The following is a 19,183-nucleotide window of genomic DNA, read 5'->3' as shown; positions in this document are numbered from 1 at the left end:
ACTCCGCCCGCCATGGCCGTGCCCCTACTGCTCATGCATCGACTCTAGACGGTTCGGCTGACCTTCTCGCCCCGGCCTGTGCCGACTACGGCACTCTCAGTGGCGACGGGCGCCTTGTCGGGGCCGCGCCGGGCCCGGTCGGGACCGAGCCGGTTGTCGAGGAGGCGCTGCGCGTGGCGGCCGAGTCTCTGGCCGGGCAGTTCGATGTAGCGGTAGCTGAGCCAGGCCACCAGCAGGCTGCCGACGGCGAAGCAGACGCCGAGGGTCACCCGGTCGCCGACCGTGGGGTTGCGCTTGCCGATGTAGTGCACGACGACGAGCAGCACCACGAAGTGGAGCAGGTAGAGCGAGTAGCTGACCGCGCCGAGCCAGGTGAGGACGGCGGGCACGCGCCGGTGGCGCAGGGCGAAGCCGAGGGCGAAGGTGGCCGCGACGGCGACGGAGATGATCGTCCACCGGGTGAGCTCGGCGCGGGTTCCGGTGTGGAGCCACGTGGCGACGGCGGAGGCGGCCAGCACCAGCGCGAGGGTGCCGAATCCGGCGAGTCGGTTGATCTGCGCGTGGTGGAGCCGGTAGATGACGGTGCCGGCGAACATGATGCTGAGCATGAGGACGGCCTGCCACGACGACGTCGCCGTGCTCCATCTGGTGCTGTGCCCGTTGAGCAGGGGCAGGGCGATGACGGCGAGCCCGGCGAGGCCGGCCGCCGCGACGAGGGTCCGCCGGCCGCTGAGGTAGGCGATGAGGCTGAGCCCCAGGACGAGCACCAGCGCGGCGGCGGTCAGCCGGCGGGCGGCGGCGTCGCCGCCGAACAGGGCGTTGGGCAGCGCGGGCCCGGCGGCGACGGCGATCAGTGCCAGGCCGGCGGCCCACCAGGCGCTGAGGCGGTGCAGGCCCCAGACGAACATGCCGGCCACGATCAGGTAGAACGCCATCTCGAAGCCGAGCGTCCAGAAGGGCCAGACCAGGCCGCGGATGCCGACGAAGTCCTGCATCATCGTGACGTGGCTGAGGACGCCGGTGACGGTCTCGGCCCGCAGCGACTGTTGCAGGTCGATCACGTCGGCCGCGACGAACGCGAGGACGGCGGCGATGGTGACCAGGTAGGCCGGGTAGATGCGGAACAGCCGGCCGACCCAGAACTTGCGCGGTGAGCCGTGCCGTTCCAGCGACATCGGGATGACGTAGCCGCTGACGAGGAAGAACAGCAGGACGCCGTACTTGCCCAGGTCGATGTATTTGTGGATGGCGCCGTGGTGGGCGCCTCCGATGACCGACGGGCTGATGTGGTACCAGGCCACGACCAGGGCGGCGAAGCCCCGCAGGGCGTCGAGCCAGGCCATCCGGGCGGGGGCGGCCGTCGTGGGGGGTGGGGTGGCGGTGCTCGGCAGCGGGGAGATGATCGCAGTCATGGCCCGCAGTACCTTACCGATCCGTACTCAGTTGTGAAGCCCCTGTGTGATTTCTAAGTCAGCTCGAATTCGCAACGGCGCGCTCCGCAGCCGGGCTGCCACCTTTCGTGAGCCTGCGGCCGAGCGCCTGGCCGGGCAGTTCGACGAGCCGGTAGGAGATCCAGGCGAGAACGAGCGCGGCCGTCAGGTAGCCGGCGCCGGTGGCCAGCCGGAGGGTGAGGGGCTGCGAGGCGAGGCCGGGGATGAGGCGCGGCAGCTGGAACAGCACCACGACGTGCAGCAGGTAGAGCGAGTAGCTGATCCGCCCCAGCCCGGTCAGCACCTCGGGAAAGGCCCGGTGCCGCAGGGCGTACGCGGCGGCGAAGGTGACCGCGACCGCCGCGCCGGTGAGGAGCCAGACCCGGGTGCCGAGGTGGGCCCAGTGCGCGCCGGTGACCGCGAGGAGGACCACGGCGAGCGCGGCCGCGGCGGTACGGTGCCGGAGGTGGCCGTTCTCGCAGCGGTACACGACGGTGCCGGCGAACATGACGGCGAGCAGCGCGAGCCCCTGCCACGACGCGATGACGGTGCTGCCGGGCGCGGGATGGCCGTTGAGGGCGGGCAGGAGGACCACAGCGAGGCCCGCGGCGCCGGCCGCGCGCACCAGCCGCCGCCGCACGTACGCCACGACGCTGAGGACGGTCAGCAGCAGGACGGCCGCCGCGGTGAGGCGCCGGTCGTGGAAGGTGGCGCCGAGCAGGTCGTCGGGCAGCTGCGGCCCGGCGAGCGCGGCGGCCAGGGCGAGACCGGCGGCCCACCAGGCGCTGAGCCGGTGCAGCCGCCACGCGAACAGGCCCGCGACGATCAGGTAGAAGGCCATCTCGTAGGACAGCGTCCAGAGGACGCGGACCACGCCGCGCACCCCGGCCAGGTCGGGCGTCATCGTGAGGTGGGCGAGGACGCCGGTGACGGTCTCCGTGCGCAGGGAGGCCGGCCAGTGCATCAGCCCGGCCGTGACCAGGACGGCGACCAGCCCGACGGTGGCCAGGTAGGCGGGGTAGATCCGGCAGAGCCGGCCGATCCAGAACCGCCGCAGGTCGCCGTGCCGTTCCAGCGACATGGGGATGACGTAGCCGCTGACCAGGAAGAACAGCAGCACGCCGTACTTGCCGAAGTCGATGTGGCGCATGATCGCGAGGTGCCGCTCGGCGCCGAGCACCTGCGGGCTGAGGTGGAACAGCACCACGACCAGGGCCGCGTAGCCGCGCAGGGCGTCCAGCCAGCCGAGGCGGGTGGCGCCGGCGATCTGCCGTGAGCCGGTGTCGCGGCCGGCGAGGGTTGCGGTCACGCCGGATGCAACGAGGCCGCGGGGCGGGAGGAAACCCCCGCGCCGCGGCCTCGCGGATCGTTACAGGTACTGACCGGTGTTGCTGGCCGTCTCGATGGAGCGGCCGGCCTCGGCGCCCTTGCCGCCGGAGACGAGCGTGCGGATGTAGACGATCCGCTCGCCCTTCTTGCCGGAGATGCGGGCCCAGTCGTCGGGGTTTGTCGTGTTGGGCAGGTCCTCGTTCTCGCGGAACTCGTCGACGCAGGAGTCGAGCAGGTGCTGCAGGCGCAGCCCCTTCTTGCCGGAGGTGAGGAACTCCTTGATGGCCATCTTCTTGCCGCGGTCCACGATGTTCTGGATCATCGCGCCGGAGTTGAAGTCCTTGAAGTACAGGACTTCCTTGTCACCGTTGGCGTAGGTGACCTCGAGGAAGCGGTTCTCCTCGGACTCGGTGTACATCCGCATGACCACGGCGTCGATCATCGCGGCGACCGTGACGTCGGCGTCGTTGCCGTGCTCGGCCAGGTCCTCCGAGCTCAGCGGCAGGCCCGGCAGGATGTACTTGCCGAAGATGTCCTTGGCCGCCTCGGCGTCCGGGCGCTCGATCTTGATCTTCACGTCCAGCCGGCCCGGCCGCAGGATGGCCGGGTCGATCATGTCCTCCCGGTTGGAGGCGCCGATGACGATCACGTTCTCCAGGCCCTCGACACCGTCGATCTCGCTGAGCAGCTGGGGAACGATCGTGTTCTCCACGTCGCTGGAGACACCCGAGCCACGGGTACGGAAGATCGAGTCCATCTCGTCGAAGAACACGATCACCGGCGTGCCCTCGCCGGCCTTCTCCCGCGCCCGCTGGAAGACCAGGCGGATGTGCCGCTCGGTCTCACCCACGTACTTGTTGAGCAGCTCCGGGCCCTTGATGTTGAGGAAGTAGCTGGTGTGCTTCTCCTCGCCGCGCCGCTCGGCGATCTTTTTGGCCAGCGAGTTGGCCACCGCCTTGGCGATCAGCGTCTTGCCGCAGCCGGGCGGGCCGTAGAGCAGGATGCCCTTCGGCGGGCGCAGCTGGTGCTCCCGGAACAGGTCGGCGTGCAGGAACGGCAGCTCCACAGCGTCGCGGATCTGCTCGATCTGGGAGTGCAGGCCACCGATGTCGGAGTAGTCGACGTCGGGGACCTCCTCGAGGACGAGCTCCTCGACCTCGCTCTTGGGGATCCGCTCGTAGGCGTACGCCGATCGGGGCTCGATCATCAGCGAGTCGCCGGCACGGAGCTTGGCGATCTCGAGCGAGTCCGCGAGGGAGACGATGCGCTCCTCGTCGGCGTGCGAGACGACCAGGGCCCGGTCGCCGCGCTCCCCGTCGGGGCCCGCGAGGACCTCCTTGAGGGTGACGACCTCGCCGGTGCGCTCGAAGCCGAAGGCGTCGACCACATTGAGGGCGTCGTTGAGCAGCACCTCCTGGCCCCGCTGGAGGTCCTCGACCGTCAACGACGGCGAGACCGCCACGCGGAGCTTGCGGCCGCCGGTGAAGACATCGACGGTGCCGTCCTCGTGTGCTGCCAGGAAAACGCCGTAGCCGCTCGGCGGCTGGGCGAGCCGGTCAATCTCTTCCTTGAGAGTGACGATCTGGGCCCGCGCTTCCTTCAAGGTCGCCACGAGCCGGTCGTTGTTCTCGGTCACTCGGGCCAGCTGCGCCTGCGTCGCCGCAAGCCGTTCCTCGAGCTGCCGGACGTGTCGTGGGCTTTCGGTCAACTTCCGCCTGACAAGGGCGAGTTCCTCCTGCAGGAACGCGACCTGGCTGGAGAGATCGTTGGCCTCTTTTTCCCAACGTGCGGCGCGGTTGTCCGCCTCGTCGCTGCGTGCCACGTCCCACCTCCCCGGGGGCTCGAACGTCTTGGGATAACACTAGCCGCTGCGGGCCGGATTTCGACCCATGCAACACCCTCGTCACCGAGTCTTGATCCATTCGGCCGGTCCTCGCAAGTGACTTGTCGGACGCTTCCGGTACGGTCGCCGGGGGCTATCCGTGGGAGGTTCGACGTGTCTGCGCGCACCGGCGACGAGGAACTGCAGGTCTGGGTGGATCAGGACCTGTGCACCGGCGACGGGCTCTGTGTGCAGTACGCGCCGGAGGTCTTCGAGCTGGACATCGACGGACTCGCCTACGTCAAGGACACCGCCGGTGAGCTGCTGCAATCCCCCGGCGTGCGCACGAGCGTGCCGGCCCGGCTGCGCCTCGAGGTGATCGACTCGGCGAAGGAGTGCCCGGGCGACTGCATCCACGTGGTGCGCCGCTCCGACGACGTCGAGGTGGCCGGCCCCGAGGCCGCCTGAATCCGTTGCCGCGCGGCATGTTCCGCGCCGCCGCCGGCGATGCGACCGGGTCCCAATTTCGCGGAAAAAGTCACACGGCCGAAACCGAGGTTTAGAGTGTCGGCCGTCCCACGAGAGACGCAACCACGCGCGAGAACTCCTCGAGACGGGCGATTTGTCCCGGTCCGCCGTCGTCCAGCGTCTTGCCGAAGCGCAGCGCGTCGTGCCGGATCGCCTGCCGCGACTCGCCCTCGTCCATGCCGGGCGGCGGCACCGCGTCGTCGACCGAGCTCAGCAGCAGGTAGACGTCGATGCTGTCGACCCGGGCCTGGCCGTTGGAGGTGCGGGTGAGCCGCCGCCGGCAGCCCACCTCGGTGACCGTGGACAGCGGCACCACGCGCAGCGACGAGGTCATCGAGCCGACCGGGCCGTCACCGGGCGCCACGTCCTCGCCGTGCCACAGCACCAGGCGGCTGCCGTCGCAGATGACGACCTCCTGCCAGACGCCGTTGACCTCGTTGACGAAGCGCTCCAGCGTGAAGCAGAGCACCGAGGCGCCGCGCAGGACCCCGAAGAGCGCGTCCAGCGCCACCTCGGGATCGCGCAGGTAGGCCCGGGCCGCCGAGTCGAGATCCTGATAAGGCGACCAGTCGGGAAAGACAGCCGGCATCTCGTTGCTGCCGCCGAACGGCGGAGAACTCATCGCGCCCACCCGATCCTCCCCGCCCTCACGGCTGACTCGCTTGCCGCCATGGAAGCTACCCGACCCCGGTGCGTGCCGTCACATATCCGGGGCCGCTTCGCCGCTCTCGTCGTCCGAGCGAGTGTCGTCGATCTCCGCGACGGCCGCGGCGGCGAGGGCGGCCTGGGCCGCGCGGCGCAGCGCGTACGCCTCGGCTCCCTTGCTGGGCTTGCGGCGCCGCGGCGGCGCGGTCACGCCCGGTGCGAGCTTACGCGCCGACACCAGGAACGCGGTGTGCGCGATCATGCGGTGGTCGGGGCGCACGGCCAGGCCCTCGGCGTGCCAGTCGCGCACCAGCGACTCCCAGGCGCGCGGCTCGGTCCAGCCGCCCCGCTCGCGCAGCGCCTCCACCAACTCGGACATCTGGGGCGTCGTCGCCACGTACCCGATGAAGACCCCACCCGGGATCAGCGAGCGCTCGACCATGTCCAGCGCCTCCCACGGGGTCAGCATGTCCAGGATGATCCGGTCGAAACCGGTCTCGGTATTGCTCGCGACGTCGCCCGAGTGCAGGTGCCACGCCGGGTGCGGGCCGCCGAGGAAGGACTCGACGTTCTTGCGCGCGATCGCGGCGAAGTCGTCCCTGATCTCGTACGAGTGAAGCTCGCCCGAAGTCCCGACGGCGCGCAGCAGCGAGAGCGTGAGGGCGCCGGAGCCGACGCCCGCCTCGAGGACCTTGGCGCCGGGGAAGACGTCACCCATGGCCACGATCTGCGCCGCGTCCTTGGGGTAGATGACCTGCGCGCCGCGCGGCATCGAGAGCACGTAGTCGCTCAGCAGCGGGCGCAGCGCCAGGTACGGGGTGCCGCCGGTGGAGGTGACGACGCTGCCGTCGGGCAGGCCGATCAGCGCGTCGTGGGCGAGCGCGCCGCGGTGCGTGTGGAACTCCTTGCCCGCTTGCAGCACGATCGTGTGCATCCGGTTCTTCGGGTCCGTGAGCTGGACGCGATCGCCCTCCCGGAACGGCCCGCGGTGCGCGGGCAGCGAGTCGGTGTCGACGGCGGCAGGCGTAAGGGTCACAGCTTCGTTCACTTCCGTTGTTTCGTCGGTCGGCGGGGCTCCAGGACCTGGGCGACGTCGCCGACGCGGAGCACACCGACGACGTCCTCGCCGGAGGTCACCACGTACTGCGCGGCGGGGTGCGCCTGAAGCGCGCGCACCACCTGCTCGCCGCTGAGGTCCAGCGGCAGCGCGGGCACCGCGTCGCGCGAGCGCGACACGCTGTCCACCGCCACCCAGGGGCGGCGGTCCACCGGCACACGTTCGGCGGCGATGGGGTCGACCAGTGCGGTGAGATTACCGGCCGAGTCCGACACGGCGAGCACCACGTTCGGCCGCGGGTCCTGCGAGCGGCGCCGCTGCGCCTCGCCGAGCGGCGTGCCGGCCGGCACGGTGAGCAGCGGTCGGGCCAGCTCCCGCAGCTTGACCAGCGGGAACCGGCGGGTCATCCGGGCCAGCCGGATCGACTGGCCGGCGCCCTGCCAGAGCGTGAAGACGACCAGCAGGACGAAGAGCATGCCGAGCAGCGTGAGCGTGCCCAGCCGGTAGAGCCAGAAGGCGACCATGCCGGTGCCGAACGCGAGCACGCGCCCGGCCCAGCCGGCGGCCTCGGTGGCCCGGTCGCGGTCCTTGATCAGCCACCAGAGCCCGGCCCGCAGCGCGCGGCCCCCGTCGAGCGGCAGCCCCGGCAGCACGTTGAAGATCGCCACCAGGATGTTGCTCGCGGCCAGCTGGAACGCGATCTGCCCGGCGGCGGTACGGTCGGGCAGCGCCAGCGTGGCGGCGGTGGCGACCCCGCCGAGCACCAGCGACACGGCCGGCCCGGCCAGGCTGACCAGGGCGTCCACGCGCGGGGTGGGCGCGTCGCGGTCCATCTCGGTCCAGCCGCCGAGCAGCTCCAGGGTGATCCCGCGCACCCCGATGCCGAACCGGCGCGCCGTCAGCGCGTGGCCCAGCTCGTGCAGCAGCACCGAGCCGAGCAGGCACAGCACGAAGCCGAAACCCACGACATAGCCGAACGGGTCACGCAGGTCGAGCTCGGCGCGCACATAATTGCCATACACGTACGTGACCAGCACCGCCAGCAGGATCATCGACCCGTTCACGAAGATCGGGATGCCCAGAACCTGACCCACCGGCCTGCCGCCGCGCCGGGTCCGGGGCTGCCTCCTGCTGTCGTCCACGCCGTCGATGCTACGGAGTCCGCGGCGCGGGGCGGCCAACGGCTTTTTCGTCGTACCCCTGCCCTAGCCTCTTGGACATGACGGCACCCACGGTCTCCCCTCCCCCGCCCGGCTCCCCCCGCCGGGATCCCGCCGACCGGCCGGCCGGGCCCTCGCTGTCGCCGTCACGCGCGGCCGACTTCAAGACGTGCCCTCTGCTGTTCCGCTTCCGCACCATCGACAAGCTGCCCGAGCAGCCCTCCGCCGACCAGGTGCGCGGCACCCTCGTGCACGCGGTGCTCGAGACCCTTTTCGACCTGCCCGCCGCCGAGCGCACCCCCGAGGCCGCGGCCGCCCTGGTCGAGCCCGCCTGGCAGCGCATCCTCACCGAGGAGCCCGGCGTCGCCGAGATCCTGGCCGCCGCACCGGCCCGCCGCGGCGTGACCGACCCCGCCGCCGTCGCCGCCGAGGCCGACGCGTCGGGCCTGCCCGTGATCCCCGGCCAGGCGGCCCTGGCCGACGTGCCCGAGCCCGACGAGGCCACCCGGCTGAGCGCCTTCCTCGACAGCGCGCGGGCCCTGCTGCCGGGCTACTTCGCGGTCGAGGACCCGCGCCGGCTCGAGCCGGCCGAGCGCGAGAGCCTGGTCTCCACGCTGATCGACGACGAGCTGCTGATCCGCGGCTACATCGACCGCCTCGACATCTCCCCCGCCGGCGACCTGCGCGTCGTCGACTACAAGACCGGCGGCGCCCCGCGCGAGGCGTTCGAGGGCCGCGCCCTGTTCCAGCTGAAGTTCTACGCCCTGGTGCTGTGGCGCACCCACGGCGTGGTGCCCCGGGTGCTGCGCCTGCTCTACCTCAAGGACGCCGAGGCCCTCGACTACAGCCCCGACGCCGAGGAGCTCGAGCGCTTCGAGCGCACCCTGGTCGCCCTGTCCGCCGCCATCGAGCGCGCCAAGCGCGACCAGGACTTCCGCCCCAAGCCCAGCCGCCTCTGCGGCTGGTGCAGCCACCAGGCCCTGTGCCCCGAGTTCGGCGGCACCCCGCCGCCCTACCCCACCACCACCGACCCGGCGGCCGACTCGGCCCCCGCCGACGACGACCGCCTGGCGTGACCAGAGGTGCCATCATGACCGCGTGATCGACTCCCCGGCCCTGGCCCACTCGGTCCCCGGCGCCCCCTGGCTGCCCACCGGCAGCCGTGCCGAGGTCTGGGCCGGCCACGACCTCGATGTCCCCGAGCCCACCGTCATCGTCCGGCTGGCCCTGTTCCGCGACGGCAAGCTCTTCTGCGTCCGCACGCCGAAGGGCTTCGACATCCCCACCCAGTTCCTCGACGGCCGGACACCGTCGGAGGGCGTGTCCCACCTGACCGCGCGGTACCTCCACGCCCCCACGACGCGCGCGGCACCCACGCCCGACCGGGAGGCCGGCGCCTACTCCGGCGACCTGGACGTCGCCGGCGAGCGGGCGCGGCGGCCCTTCCCGCCGGCGGGTGGCGTCGCGACTCGGTGCATCGGGTTCGTGCGCAACATCGTGCCGGTTCCGGACGCGAGCTACCGCCTGCCGGTCCCACTGGCGCACGTGCCGGTCTTCACGCCGCGCGACCCCCAGCTGCGTCCCGCCGACAGCGCCGGCACGTGGATCGGCCTCGCCGACGGCGCCGACCTGCTGGGCGAGCGCCACTGGTGGCCCATCGCCCGCTGGCACGCCGATCGCCTAGGGTGACCGCCATGCACGCCGCCGTCGTCCGGGCCCACCGGTGACCTCGCCACGCCCGCTGCGCGTCCTGCTGGCCGACGCCGCCCCGATGCAGCGCTCCGGCCTGCGAGCAGTCCTGACGGCAGCCACGCCCGCCCGCCCCGCGTCGGCCCCTACGCCGGCAACCGAGCCGGACGACAAGCCTGGCCGAAACGCCGAGCCCCGGCACGGCGGCGCCCACCTCGGCTCGGGCGCCGCGCAAGGCTCCGGCGCAGCTGCCGCCTCCAGCGCCGGAACGACGCCCCACTCCACAGCAATCTCGGCGACCACACCGCCGTCCCCTGCCAGCCCGCCCCCGGCGGTCACGCTGGCCTCCCCTTCCACCCCGCCTTCCTCGACCACCCCGTCTTCCGCCGCCACACCGATCTCGTACGCCGCTCCGCCCTCCCCCACCACACCGATCTCCCCAACCGCCTCGCCCTCCGGGGCCGCTTCCTCTTCCCGCACCACCGCGCCCTCCCCGGCCCCTTCCGCTTCCGGCACCACCGCGCCCTCCGCGACCGCTTCCACTTCCGGCACCACCACCCCCTCCGCGACCGCTTCCACTTCCGGCACCACCACCCCCTCCGCGACCGCTTCCGGCACCACCTCGCCTTCCCCCGCCGCTTCCACTTCCCGCACCACCACGCCTTCCCCCGCCGCTTCCACTTCCCGCACCACCACGCCTTCCGCGGCCGTGCCTCCTTCCCCCTCCACGCCCGTCCTCGGCGCGGAAGTCGATGCGGGCGCCGGGGATCAGACGGCCGCCGCGGAGATCGTGGTTGTCGGGGAGGCCGGCGACGGCGTTGAGGCGATCGATCTGGCTCGGCGGCTGCTGCCGGATGTGCTGATCACGGATCTGGTGCTGCCACGGGTGGACGGGCTCGGGGTCACGCGGGCCGTGTCGGAGGCGGGGCTGCCGGTGCGGGTACTGGTGATGACCACGCACGACACCGACGAGGACGTGCTCGCCGCGGTTGCCGCCGGGGCGACGGGGTTCCTGCGCAAGGACGTGCCGGTCGCCGAGCTGGTGGCGGCGGTGCGGGCGGTCGCGGCGGGCGGTGCAGTGATCACGCCGCCGGTGCTGGCGCGGATCCTGGCGCGGGTGGCCGACGCGCTGCCGGCGCCCGAGACGACCACGTCCGGCAAGCTCGACGCGCTTACCGAACGGGAACGCGAAGTGCTGGTCCACGTCGCGCGCGGCCACTCCAACGCCGAGATCGCCGCCGCGCTGCGGGTCAGCGAGACCACCATCAAGACCCACGTCGGCCACGTCCTCACCAAGCTGCGCCTGCGCGACCGCACCCAGGCGGTCGTCCTCGCCTACGAGACGGGCCTGGTCAAGCCGGGCGCCTGACGCTCAGCACACGCCACGGCGCGGCCGCGCGGAAACCGGCACGCGGCACTCCGCGGACAGACCGGCGCGAGTGTCACACACCCCACGCACCTCCGGGGCGCAGGCCGGAGTTACCCAAACCTCCGGTGAGACAGCCAGGCAGGCAACCTCCGAACCTCCGGCCACAGAGGACCAGGCGCGGAGCCGCCCGAAACTCGGGCCACACACGGCCATGCGCGTTGTCACAGGAACCGGCGCCGACGCCGCACGGGCGGAGCGAGTTCGGCGCCCTGCAGGCGACGCCAGGCCGCTTACGGCTTCGCCGGAGCCGGCGGCCGAAGGACCCGCCGCCGCGGCCGGTGTCGCGCGCTCGATCGGTGACTCTGGGCCGCCGTTGGTGTCACGAAATCGGGGCGCCGGGCGGTCCTCCCACTGAAGCTGCCGCCGCGCAGCCCGGCATGAGGAGGCACGCCATGGTGGAGAACGAGCGGTCCGGCGCACCCGTCGTCGTGGGCGTCGACGGGTCCGAGCAGGCTCTCGCGGCCGTGCGGGTGGCGGCGGGTCAGGCCCGGGACCGCAAAGCGCCGTTGCGTGTCGTGCACGCGTTCATCTGGCCGTCCCTGCATGTCGACGTGGGGCCCGTGGCCGAGGACATGCCCGGCACCGGGCTGCGGCATCAGGCGGAGGACTTCCTCGCGGAGGCGGCGGCCGAGGCGGTGAAGGTGGCGCCGGACGTGGCCGTCACCACGGCGCTGGTGGAAGGGTCCGCAACGCCGGTGCTGCTCGCCGAGTCGCGGGACGCGCGGGTGCTGGTGCTCGGTGATCGGGGGCTGGGCGGCGTCAGCGGGCTGATCGTCGGGTCGGTCGCGGTGCACACGGCGGCGCACGGGCACTGCCCGGTGCTGGTGGTGCGGGGCGGCGAGCCGGTGGGCGGGCCGGTCGTGGTGGGGGTCGACGGGTCGGAGACGTCGCTGCTCGCGGTGGGGGCGGCGTTCGAGGAGTGCTCGTATCGGGGTGCCGACCTGGTGCCGGTGCTCGTGTGGAAGGACTCCGAGGAGGCGGCGCGGCGTCTGCTCAGCGAATCGCTGGCCGGGTGGCGGGAGCGGTATCCGGACGTCGCGGTGCGGCCCGACGTGGTCCACGGCAATCCGCGGCAGGTCCTGGTGGAACGATCGCGGACGGCGCAGCTGGTGGTGGTCGGCGCGCGCGGCCGGGACACGTTCAAGGGCCTGGTGCTGGGCTCGGTCAGCCAGGCGCTGCTGCACCACGCCGCCTGCCCGGTCGCGGTCGTGCGGGCCGCCCCAGCACAGGACGGCCCAGCAAAGCGGAACGATCCGGCAGAGCAGGGCGACCCGACAAACCAGGGCGACCCGGCAAAGCAGGACGACCCGACAAAGCGGGACGGGCCACCGAGGCAAGAGGGGCCCGTGGAGAACGTCGACGAGTTCATCGACCGGCCCGTGGACGCCGTCTCCGGTCTCGTCCCCGACCGGGAGCGCCTGGCCGGCCTGCTCGACGACCTGCGTGCGGCCGGCGTGGACGTGGCGCGCGTCGTGGTGCTGCACGGGCCGGAAGGCGTCCGCATCCTCGACAGCGACGGCTCGCGGCACGGCCTGCATTCCCGGTTCGTCCGGTTCTTCCAGAACTGGGGGTACGACGACGCGGTGCTGAACCTGTACGACGAGGGGCTGCGCAACGGCGAGGCGGCCCTGATGATCCCGGCCTCGCCCGCGGACAAGGACGCGATCGCCCGCCTCGTGCACCGGCGCCAGGGCCACGCCATCCACTACTTCGGCGCCGGCAACGCCCAGTCGCTGAGCGGCCCGTGAAGGTCACTCGAGGGCGCGGGAAACGGCGCGGCGGGCGCGGACAATGTCGATGACGGTGGCGGCGGTGCGGGCCAGGTGGGTCCGCCCGTCCGGCAGCTGAGCGTCGGGGCTGATGTAGCTGAGCGGCCCCACATGGGTGGCCGGGTCCAGCCCGTGCACGTCCACCTTGCCGTCGCGGACCGCCCTGTTCCAGCCGCTCCACCGCACCGGCCGCCACCGCTGCGGGAACACCCGGGCGCCGGCCCGCTCGATCCAGTCGGCGTCGCTGGTGAGCCGGTCGATGTGCTCGGCGTGGGTGAGGTCGTTCGCGCCGTTGTGGAAGCCGCCGAGCATGATCACCCAGAGGGGTGCCCGGAGCCGCGTCCACAGTCCCTCCACCGCGCCCAGGGCGAGTTGCGCGCCGCCGCTGTAGCCGAGCAGGACCACCGGGATGCCGCTGCCCGGCTCGTAGCCGGCGAGCCGCAGCTGGCCGGCGATCTGCGAGCCGACCGCACGGTTGTACAGGGGCCGGTAGCGCCGGTCGGCGGCGATGAAGATCTGCATGACGTTGTGCAGGAACAGCAGCAGCCCGATGCGGTGGCGCAGCCACGTCCACACCCGGCGGTCGGCGAGCGGGTCCGCCAGCGGCGAGTACGGCAGCACCTGGCCCAGCACGCGCAGCTCCGGCGCGCCGTCGATCACCGCCTGGACGAGCCGGCCTCCGTCGCGGGTGTCGCGGAAGCGGCGCTTGCCGATGCCGTCCAGGTAGACCAGGTAGGCGTCCGGCGGGCGGCCCGGTTCCGCTCCCCGGGCGTACGGCATGCCGGCCGGCAGCTGCGTCGCCGGGGTGCGCCAGCGCGCGGCGTACGCGAGCAGCTCGTAGCGGGCGAGCAGCGCCTCGGCGAGCAGGACCGGGCCGAGCCCGGCGAGCAGCAGCACGAACAGCAGGTCGGTCATGTCTCGAGCTCCGGTTCTCGGATCTTGGTGAGGAGGGCGACGAGGCGGCGCACCGCTTCGACGGCGAGGCCCAGCCCGGCGCCGGCGACGGCCACGCAACCGGCAGCGGCCCACCATCCGGTGCCGGTCGACGCGGCGAGCGCGTCCGCGAGGCCGGCACCGGCCGCGGCCAGGAGCAGCAGGTGCAGGAACGGGCCGAGCAGCGGGAACGCGAGGACCGCGGCGAGCAGCAGCGGTGCGAGCAAGCCGGGGGTCCAGGAGAGCTGGGGCGTGGTGTCCGGCAGCACCAACTCGGCCACGGTCCACGCGGTCAGCGGCCACAGCGCGAAGACCGCCGCGTCGACGACCGCGCCGAACAGCACCAGCCCGGCCGCCGCGTGCCGGGACGCACCGGAGCGGCGGGCCACCACGGGCAGCAGCCGGCCGACGGCCTCGGACAGCCCGGCGAGCAGCAGCAGGACGGCGACCGCGGGGGTCACCGCTCAGCCCTGCCGGGGCGCGTCGGCGGAGGCGGGCCGGCTGCCCGCGTAGCGTTCGAGCTCGTCGGCGGCCCGCCGGTAGCCGCCCGCGTCGCGCTGGGCGGTGCGCATGGTGCCCGCGGCGGCGCGGAAGCCGGGCTCGTCGAGCAACCGCCGGGCCTGGGCGCGTACGGCCTGCTCGGTGACGTCCTGCGCGCCGATCGACAGGCCGGCGCCGAGTGCCACGACGCGCGACGCCACCAGCGGCTGGTCGGCGCCCTGCGGGACGACCAGCATCGGCACCCCGGCGTGCAGCGCCTCGTTGACGCTGTTCATGCCGCCGTGGGTGAGGAAGAGCGCGGCCCGGGCCAGGATCTCGGGTTGCGGCACGGAGCGCCGGGCGATCACGGTGGCCGGCAGCGGGCCGAGGGCGGCCGGGTCGGTCTGCCCGGTGGCCACGACCACGGTGCCGCCGAGCGGAGCGAGCGCGGCGGCGAAGGCGCGCAGCGGAGCCGGGCCGGAGCTGAAGACGGTGCCGAGCGACGCGTACAGCACAGGATCTCGCAGCTCGGCGAGCGGGAACGACGGGTCGGGCGGGCGCGCGCCGATGCTGGGGCCGACGAAGCGGTACGTGTCGTCCAGCTCGTCGGCGCCGATCTGGAACTCGCGCGAGGTGAAGACCAGGTTGAGCGACTGGCGGATGTTGCCGAGGTCGACCGGCGGCAGCCCACCGGGCCGATAGCGGCGGCGCAGCTCGAGGCGCGACCGCAGGTAGCCGGCGAACAGGCCGGGGCGGCCGGCCGCCGAGGACAGCAGCTCCCACGAGCCGCGGGTGGGGCTGGGCGCCTGCCGGGTGAAGGCGAAGGTGGTGAACGAGGACGCGGCCGGCACGCCGAGCTCGCGGGCGGCGATCGCTCCCCACGGGCAGGCGGAGTCGTGCACGATCAGGCCGGGCCGCATCCGGCGCAGGTCGGCGAGGACGGCGGGCAGCACCCGTACGGCGGTGCGGGCCAGCGACGCCACCAGCCCGGCCGGGGTCGGCGGGTCGGGGATCGTCCGGTCCTCGCCCGGGTAGAGGTGGGTGACCGCGCCGGCGGCCTCGATCTCGGCGCGGAACGTGGGCCAGGTGTGGTAGCTGACCGTGTGTCCGCGGCGGACCAGCTCCGCCACGATCGGCAGGGTCGGGTTGACGCGCCCGTGCATGCCGATGTTGAGGAACGCGACGGTGCTCATCGCCCGGCTCGCGTCAGCTCGCGGGCGGCGCCCCGGTAGAGGCCGGGCCCGTCGACGCGCAGCTCGTCGAGGAACCGGCCGGCCGTGGCGGACGCGGTCCGGATCAGCCGCCGGGCGTGGCCGAAGTCCCACGGCGGCGGCCACTGCTCGATGCCGGTCGGCAGCACGACGGTCGGCACGTGCCGCGCCACCTCGCGCAGATCACGCTCGATCTGGTGGCGGAACAGCAGCACCCCGGCCCGGGCGGCGACCGCGGTCGCGCGCGGCGCCGGGCCCGCCGACGGCGACGGGCCGCTCTCCGGGCCGATCGACAGCACCACCACGCTGGCGGCGCCGGCACGCAGGGCGGCGCGCACCGGCACGTACGCGATGACACCGCCGTCGACGAGCGTGCGCCCGCCGCGGGTCACCGGCGGGAACACGCCCGGGATGGCCGCGCTCGCCACCAGGGCGGACTCCAGGTCGCCGCGGTCGAGCAGCACCTCGTCGCCGGTGACCAGATCCATGGCGACCGCGGTGAACGGGATCGGCAGCTCCTCGATCACCGGCGGCAGCCCGGCCCGGCCGATCAGCCGGCGCAGGCCGCGGTCGGCGCAGATCCCGGCCCGCGAGGACGGGTAGCCGATCGGGAAGACGTCGCGGCGGCGCAGCCGGGTCCACACGTCCTCGAGCCACGGCGCGGCGCTGTCCGGGTGGGCGGCCGCGATCGCCCCGGTGAGCGCGCCCACGGACGTCCCGACGATCAGGTCGGGAACGAATCCGCGCTGCTCCAGCGCGTAGCCCACGCCCGCGTGCGCCGCACCCAGCACCCCGCCGCCGCCCACCGCCACGGCCACGGGGCGGGGAAGGGCGCGCAGGCCCGCCGTCTCGCCCATGATCAACCTCTTTCCACGGAAATCGGGTCTCCTGCCCCTGAGACCGGGCGGCCGGCCGCTTCCGTGACAGTGGCGGAGCCCTAGCCGGCTGCGGGGCGCAGCTGCCGGCGGGAGGTGATGCCGAGCTTGGTGAAGACCTTGCGCAGGTGCCATTCGACGGTGTGCGGGCTCAGGAAGAGCTGGGCGCCGATCTCGGCGTTGGTCAGGCCGCGCCCGGCGAGGCGGGCGATGTGTGCCTCCTGCACGGTGAGGGCGTCGCTGACGCGGGCGGCGCGCTCGGCGACCGGCTCGCCGGCGGCGGCCAGCTCGTGCCGGGCCCGGTCGGCGAACGCGTCGGCGCCGGCCGCGGTAAGCATGTCGTACGCGGGGCGCAGCTGGGCGCGGGCCGCCCGGCGGCGGTTCTCCCGGCGCAGCCACTCGCCGTAGAGCAGGTGGGAGCGGGCCAGCTCGACGCGGATCCGGGTGCGGCCGAAGCGCTCGATCGCCTCGTGGTGGAGCGCGTCGGCCCGGCCGCCGGTCGCCAGCAGGGCGCCGGCCCGGGCCAGCGTGCCGAGCGCCCAGTCGGTCCCGCCGGCCTGGGCGCTGGTGGCGAGGCGGTCGTACGCCCGCTCGGCCGTCTCCCGCTGCCCGCCCCGCACCGCCGCCTCGACGAGCTCGGACAGCGACCACGAGACGATCGCCGAGTGGATCGGGTGGGCGGCCGCCGCCTGCGCCGCAGTGATCGCCTCCTGGTAGCGGGCGAGGCCGTTGAACAGCACCGCCTGCGTCCAGTGCAGAACCATGATGCCGGCCGCCTCGCCGCGGGCGACCAGGTCGGCGATGCTCGCCTCGATCAGCGGCCGGGCGATCGCCTCGTCGCCGCGCCAGGCCGCCACCGTCAGGGCGCCGTACGGGGCCAGCGCCTGCCCCGTCGCGTCGCCGATCGCTTGGATCTCCGCGACCAGGGAGGCGGCCACGGCCGGCTCGCCGGCGAGCACCTCCGCGCAGACGAGCGAGTTCAGGGTCAGCGGCAGCGAGCTCAGATCGCCGTGGGTGCGGGCGACGCGGACGTGCCGGGCGGTGGCCGCCGACCAGGTCTCGTCGTCCCAGCAGTCGGCGGCGGTGATCGCGGCCAGCCACAGCCAGCCCTGCTCGTCCGCGCCGGCGGGGTGCTCGTCGCGGAACGGCCGCAGGGCGTCGAGGATCAGCGGGGCTGCGGCGAGGTAGCCGTCGGTGCGGGCCACCGCCAGGCTGTCCAGCAGGGCGTCGCCGGGCCGCTGCCGGGCGGGCCGCGGGGCCGCGCGGATCGCCCGCGCCACCTCGCCGACGCCGGAGTCCTCGGCGAAGCCGGCGGTCAGGACGGCCGCGCCCATCGCGTCGCGGTAGGTGTCGCGGGCCAGTTCCGCGTCGAGCGGCTCCAGCCGGCGCGCGGCGTCGAGCAGCAGCCGGGGCGCGGCCATGTCGTGACCGGAGGCGAACGCGATCCGGGCCCGCATCAGGGCGACCGTCGCGCCGTGCAGCTCGCCGGCCGCGCCCTCGTCGGCGGTGAGCAGCAGCTTCAGCGCGGTCTCGAAGGCGCCGCAGCGCATCTCGGCCTCCGCGGCGGCCAGCGCCCGCACCGCGCGGGCCGCCGGGTCGGGGGTGAGTTCGGTCGCGCGCCGCAGGAACTCGGCGGCGGCCGCGATGCCGCCGCGGCGCTGCGCCCGCTCGGCGGAGCCGGCGAGCTCGGCGGCGATCTCCTCGTCCGGCTCGTCCGCGGCGCTCGCGCGGTGCCAGGCGCGCCGGTCGGGGTCGGCGACCGGGTCGGTGGCCAGGGCGAGGGCCCGGTGCACGTCGCGGCGCTCGGCGGGCGAGGCCGCGCGGTAGACCGCCGTGCGGACCAGCGGATGGCGGAACCGGACCCGCGAGCCCAGCTCGATCAGCCCGGCCGCCTCGGCCGGCGCGCCCGCGCCCGCGGGCAGGCCGAGCAGCCGGGTGGCGCGGCGCAGCAGCAGCGCGTCGCCGAGCGGCTCGGCGGCGGCCGTGAGCAGCACCTGCTGGGCCGGCGCGGGCAGTGACCGCATGCGCCGGGCGAAGGTGCGCTCGATGGTGGTGGCCAGCGGCCGGGCGTCGGGCCGGCCGAAGCCGCCGGCCAGCTCGGCGGCCGTGAGCCCGCGGGGCAGTTCCAGCAGCGCGAGCGGGTTGCCGCGGGTCTCGGCCACGATCCGGTCGCGGACCTGCTCGTCGAGCCGGCCGGGGACGGCCGCGTCGAGCAGCGCGCGGGCCTCATCGTCCGGCAGGCCGCCGAGCCGCAGGTCGGGTAGCCCTCGCCAGTCGGCGCCGGCCGCCGATTCGCGGATCGCGAAGACCACGCCGACCCGTTCGGCGAGGAGCCGGCGCGCGACGAAGGCGAGCGTCTGGGCGGACGTCCGGTCGAGCCACTGCGCGTCGTCGACCAGGCACAGCAGCGGCCGGTCCTCCGAGACCGCGGCCAGCAGGCTCAGCACGGCCACCCCGACCAGGAACCGGTCCGGCGTGCTGCCGGCGGCGTGGCCGAACGCGACGGCCAGGGCCTCGCGCTGCGGGGCGGGCAGCCGGTCGCGGACATCGAGCATCGGGGCGCACAGCTGGTGCAGGCCGGCGAAGGGAAGCTCCATCTCGGACTCGACGCCGGCGACCCGCGCGACCCGGCAGCCGGCCGAGCGCCGCGCCAGCTGCCGCAGCAGGGCGGACTTGCCCACGCCGGCCTCGCCGCGGATCAGCAGGGCGCGTCCCCGCCCGGCGCACACGTCAGCGACCACTCGATCCAGGACCGCGCTCTCCGCCTGCCGGCCACGGAACGCGCGCGGTGCGGCACCGCTCGTCATGGCTGCAACCCCCGCGTCC

General features: G+C 74.0%; 17 protein-coding genes. 5 read left to right on the top strand and 12 right to left on the bottom strand.

Annotated elements, in window-relative coordinates; all coding sequences use genetic code 11:
- Window positions 1–44: 44 nt before the first annotated feature.
- The 3 genes from Ade02nite_RS19005 to arc are packed head-to-tail and all read right to left on the bottom strand — an operon-like array spanning window position 45 to window position 4,581.
- A complete protein-coding gene (locus Ade02nite_RS19005) occupies window positions 45–1,412 on the bottom strand; it encodes an acyltransferase family protein (RefSeq protein WP_203765012.1) in 1,368 nt (455 codons plus the stop codon).
- Window positions 1,413–1,470: 58 nt separating this feature from the next.
- Window positions 1,471–2,739, bottom strand: coding sequence for an acyltransferase family protein (locus Ade02nite_RS19000; protein ID WP_203765011.1), 1,269 nt, complete (start codon window positions 2,737–2,739; stop codon window positions 1,471–1,473).
- 60 nt (window positions 2,740–2,799) lie between these two features.
- Window positions 2,800–4,581, bottom strand: coding sequence for a proteasome ATPase (gene arc, locus Ade02nite_RS18995; RefSeq protein ID WP_203765008.1), 1,782 nt, complete (start codon window positions 4,579–4,581; stop codon window positions 2,800–2,802).
- A 174-nt stretch (window positions 4,582–4,755) separates the two neighbouring features.
- Between arc and Ade02nite_RS18990 the strand changes: the two genes are divergently transcribed.
- Window positions 4,756–5,049, top strand: coding sequence for a ferredoxin (locus Ade02nite_RS18990; protein WP_203764999.1), 294 nt, complete (start codon window positions 4,756–4,758; stop codon window positions 5,047–5,049).
- A 91-nt stretch (window positions 5,050–5,140) separates the two neighbouring features.
- Here the strand turns inward: Ade02nite_RS18990 and Ade02nite_RS18985 are convergent, their stop codons facing one another.
- The 3 genes from Ade02nite_RS18985 to Ade02nite_RS18975 form a co-directional block, all read right to left on the bottom strand.
- On the bottom strand, window positions 5,141–5,731 hold the full coding sequence (locus Ade02nite_RS18985; protein WP_203764996.1) for a hypothetical protein: 591 nt from the start codon (window positions 5,729–5,731) through the stop codon (window positions 5,141–5,143).
- Between the two features lie 78 nt (window positions 5,732–5,809).
- Window positions 5,810–6,790 carry a tRNA (adenine-N1)-methyltransferase gene (locus Ade02nite_RS18980; RefSeq protein WP_239168872.1) on the bottom strand — a complete coding sequence of 327 codons (981 nt, stop codon included), beginning with the start codon at window positions 6,788–6,790 and terminating at the stop codon, window positions 5,810–5,812.
- A gap of 8 nt (window positions 6,791–6,798) precedes the next feature.
- A complete protein-coding gene (locus Ade02nite_RS18975; RefSeq protein WP_379038616.1) occupies window positions 6,799–7,863 on the bottom strand; it encodes a site-2 protease family protein in 1,065 nt (354 codons plus the stop codon).
- 167 nt (window positions 7,864–8,030) lie between these two features.
- Here Ade02nite_RS18975 and Ade02nite_RS18970 point away from each other — a divergent pair, with 167 nt between their 5' ends.
- Both Ade02nite_RS18970 and Ade02nite_RS18965 read left to right on the top strand, forming a co-directional pair.
- Entirely contained in the window at window positions 8,031–9,047 is a 1,017-nt protein-coding gene (locus Ade02nite_RS18970) for a RecB family exonuclease (RefSeq protein WP_203764991.1), read from the top strand.
- A 22-nt stretch (window positions 9,048–9,069) separates the two neighbouring features.
- Window positions 9,070–9,660, top strand: coding sequence for a hypothetical protein (locus Ade02nite_RS18965; protein ID WP_203764989.1), 591 nt, complete (start codon window positions 9,070–9,072; stop codon window positions 9,658–9,660).
- Here the strand turns inward: Ade02nite_RS18965 and Ade02nite_RS18960 are convergent.
- Window positions 9,652–10,389, bottom strand: coding sequence for a hypothetical protein (locus tag Ade02nite_RS18960; protein WP_203764987.1), 738 nt, complete (start codon window positions 10,387–10,389; stop codon window positions 9,652–9,654). The two genes, Ade02nite_RS18965 and Ade02nite_RS18960, sit on opposite strands and share 9 nt — an antisense overlap.
- On the opposite strand from Ade02nite_RS18960, the gene Ade02nite_RS18955 reads away from it, so the two are divergent.
- Together Ade02nite_RS18955 and Ade02nite_RS50930 are read left to right on the top strand one after the other, a co-directional pair.
- Window positions 10,370–11,029 carry a LuxR C-terminal-related transcriptional regulator gene (locus tag Ade02nite_RS18955; RefSeq protein ID WP_203764985.1) on the top strand — a complete coding sequence of 220 codons (660 nt, stop codon included), beginning with the start codon at window positions 10,370–10,372 and terminating at the stop codon, window positions 11,027–11,029. The genes Ade02nite_RS18960 and Ade02nite_RS18955 overlap by 20 nt on opposite strands.
- 452 nt (window positions 11,030–11,481) lie before the next feature.
- Window positions 11,482–12,837: a universal stress protein gene (locus tag Ade02nite_RS50930; protein ID WP_203764975.1), complete on the top strand. Its 1,356-nt coding sequence runs from the start codon at window positions 11,482–11,484 to the stop codon at window positions 12,835–12,837.
- A 3-nt stretch (window positions 12,838–12,840) separates the two neighbouring features.
- Here the strand turns inward: Ade02nite_RS50930 and Ade02nite_RS18945 are convergent, their stop codons facing one another.
- From Ade02nite_RS18945 to Ade02nite_RS18925, 5 genes are all read right to left on the bottom strand, one after another.
- Window positions 12,841–13,773 carry a hypothetical protein gene (locus Ade02nite_RS18945; protein WP_203764972.1) on the bottom strand — a complete coding sequence of 311 codons (933 nt, stop codon included), beginning with the start codon at window positions 13,771–13,773 and terminating at the stop codon, window positions 12,841–12,843.
- A complete protein-coding gene (locus Ade02nite_RS18940) occupies window positions 13,770–14,252 on the bottom strand; it encodes a hypothetical protein (protein ID WP_203764970.1) in 483 nt (160 codons plus the stop codon). The genes Ade02nite_RS18945 and Ade02nite_RS18940 overlap by 4 nt, the downstream gene beginning before the upstream one ends.
- Window positions 14,253–14,255: 3 nt before the next feature.
- Window positions 14,256–15,464, bottom strand: a complete 1,209-nt coding sequence (locus Ade02nite_RS18935; RefSeq protein WP_203764967.1) for a macrolide family glycosyltransferase — start codon at window positions 15,462–15,464, stop codon at window positions 14,256–14,258.
- Window positions 15,461–16,339 (bottom strand): patatin-like phospholipase family protein, encoded by an 879-nt coding sequence (locus Ade02nite_RS18930; protein WP_203764965.1) that lies wholly within the window; start codon window positions 16,337–16,339, stop codon window positions 15,461–15,463. The genes Ade02nite_RS18935 and Ade02nite_RS18930 overlap by 4 nt, the downstream gene beginning before the upstream one ends.
- A gap of 80 nt (window positions 16,340–16,419) precedes the next feature.
- Window positions 16,420–19,164, bottom strand: a complete 2,745-nt coding sequence (locus Ade02nite_RS18925) for a helix-turn-helix transcriptional regulator (protein WP_203764962.1) — start codon at window positions 19,162–19,164, stop codon at window positions 16,420–16,422.
- Window positions 19,165–19,183: the final 19 nt, after the last annotated feature.

Source organism: Paractinoplanes deccanensis, assembly GCF_016862115.1.
GTDB classification, from domain to species: domain Bacteria; phylum Actinomycetota; class Actinomycetes; order Mycobacteriales; family Micromonosporaceae; genus Actinoplanes; species Actinoplanes deccanensis.
Note: the sequence above shows the minus strand (reverse complement) of the source record. Positions and strands in the feature narration are given on the sequence as shown.

Excerpts from the sequence above, each read along its gene's own strand:
- Ade02nite_RS18925 (WP_203764962.1), bottom strand. The coding sequence starts at position 19,164 with ATGACGAGCGGTGCCGCACCGCGCGCGTTCCGTGGCCGGCAGGCGGAG.
- Ade02nite_RS18985 (WP_203764996.1), bottom strand. The coding sequence starts at position 5,731 with ATGAGTTCTCCGCCGTTCGGCGGCAGCAACGAGATGCCGGCTGTCTTT.
- Ade02nite_RS50930 (WP_203764975.1), top strand. The coding sequence starts at position 11,482 with ATGGTGGAGAACGAGCGGTCCGGCGCACCCGTCGTCGTGGGCGTCGAC.
- Ade02nite_RS18970 (WP_203764991.1), top strand. The coding sequence starts at position 8,031 with ATGACGGCACCCACGGTCTCCCCTCCCCCGCCCGGCTCCCCCCGCCGG.
- Ade02nite_RS18945 (WP_203764972.1), bottom strand. The coding sequence starts at position 13,773 with ATGACCGACCTGCTGTTCGTGCTGCTGCTCGCCGGGCTCGGCCCGGTC.
- Ade02nite_RS18930 (WP_203764965.1), bottom strand. The coding sequence starts at position 16,339 with ATGGGCGAGACGGCGGGCCTGCGCGCCCTTCCCCGCCCCGTGGCCGTG.
- Ade02nite_RS19005 (WP_203765012.1), bottom strand. The coding sequence starts at position 1,412 with ATGACTGCGATCATCTCCCCGCTGCCGAGCACCGCCACCCCACCCCCC.
- Ade02nite_RS18975 (WP_379038616.1), bottom strand. The coding sequence starts at position 7,863 with ATGATCCTGCTGGCGGTGCTGGTCACGTACGTGTATGGCAATTATGTG.
- Ade02nite_RS18935 (WP_203764967.1), bottom strand. The coding sequence starts at position 15,464 with ATGAGCACCGTCGCGTTCCTCAACATCGGCATGCACGGGCGCGTCAAC.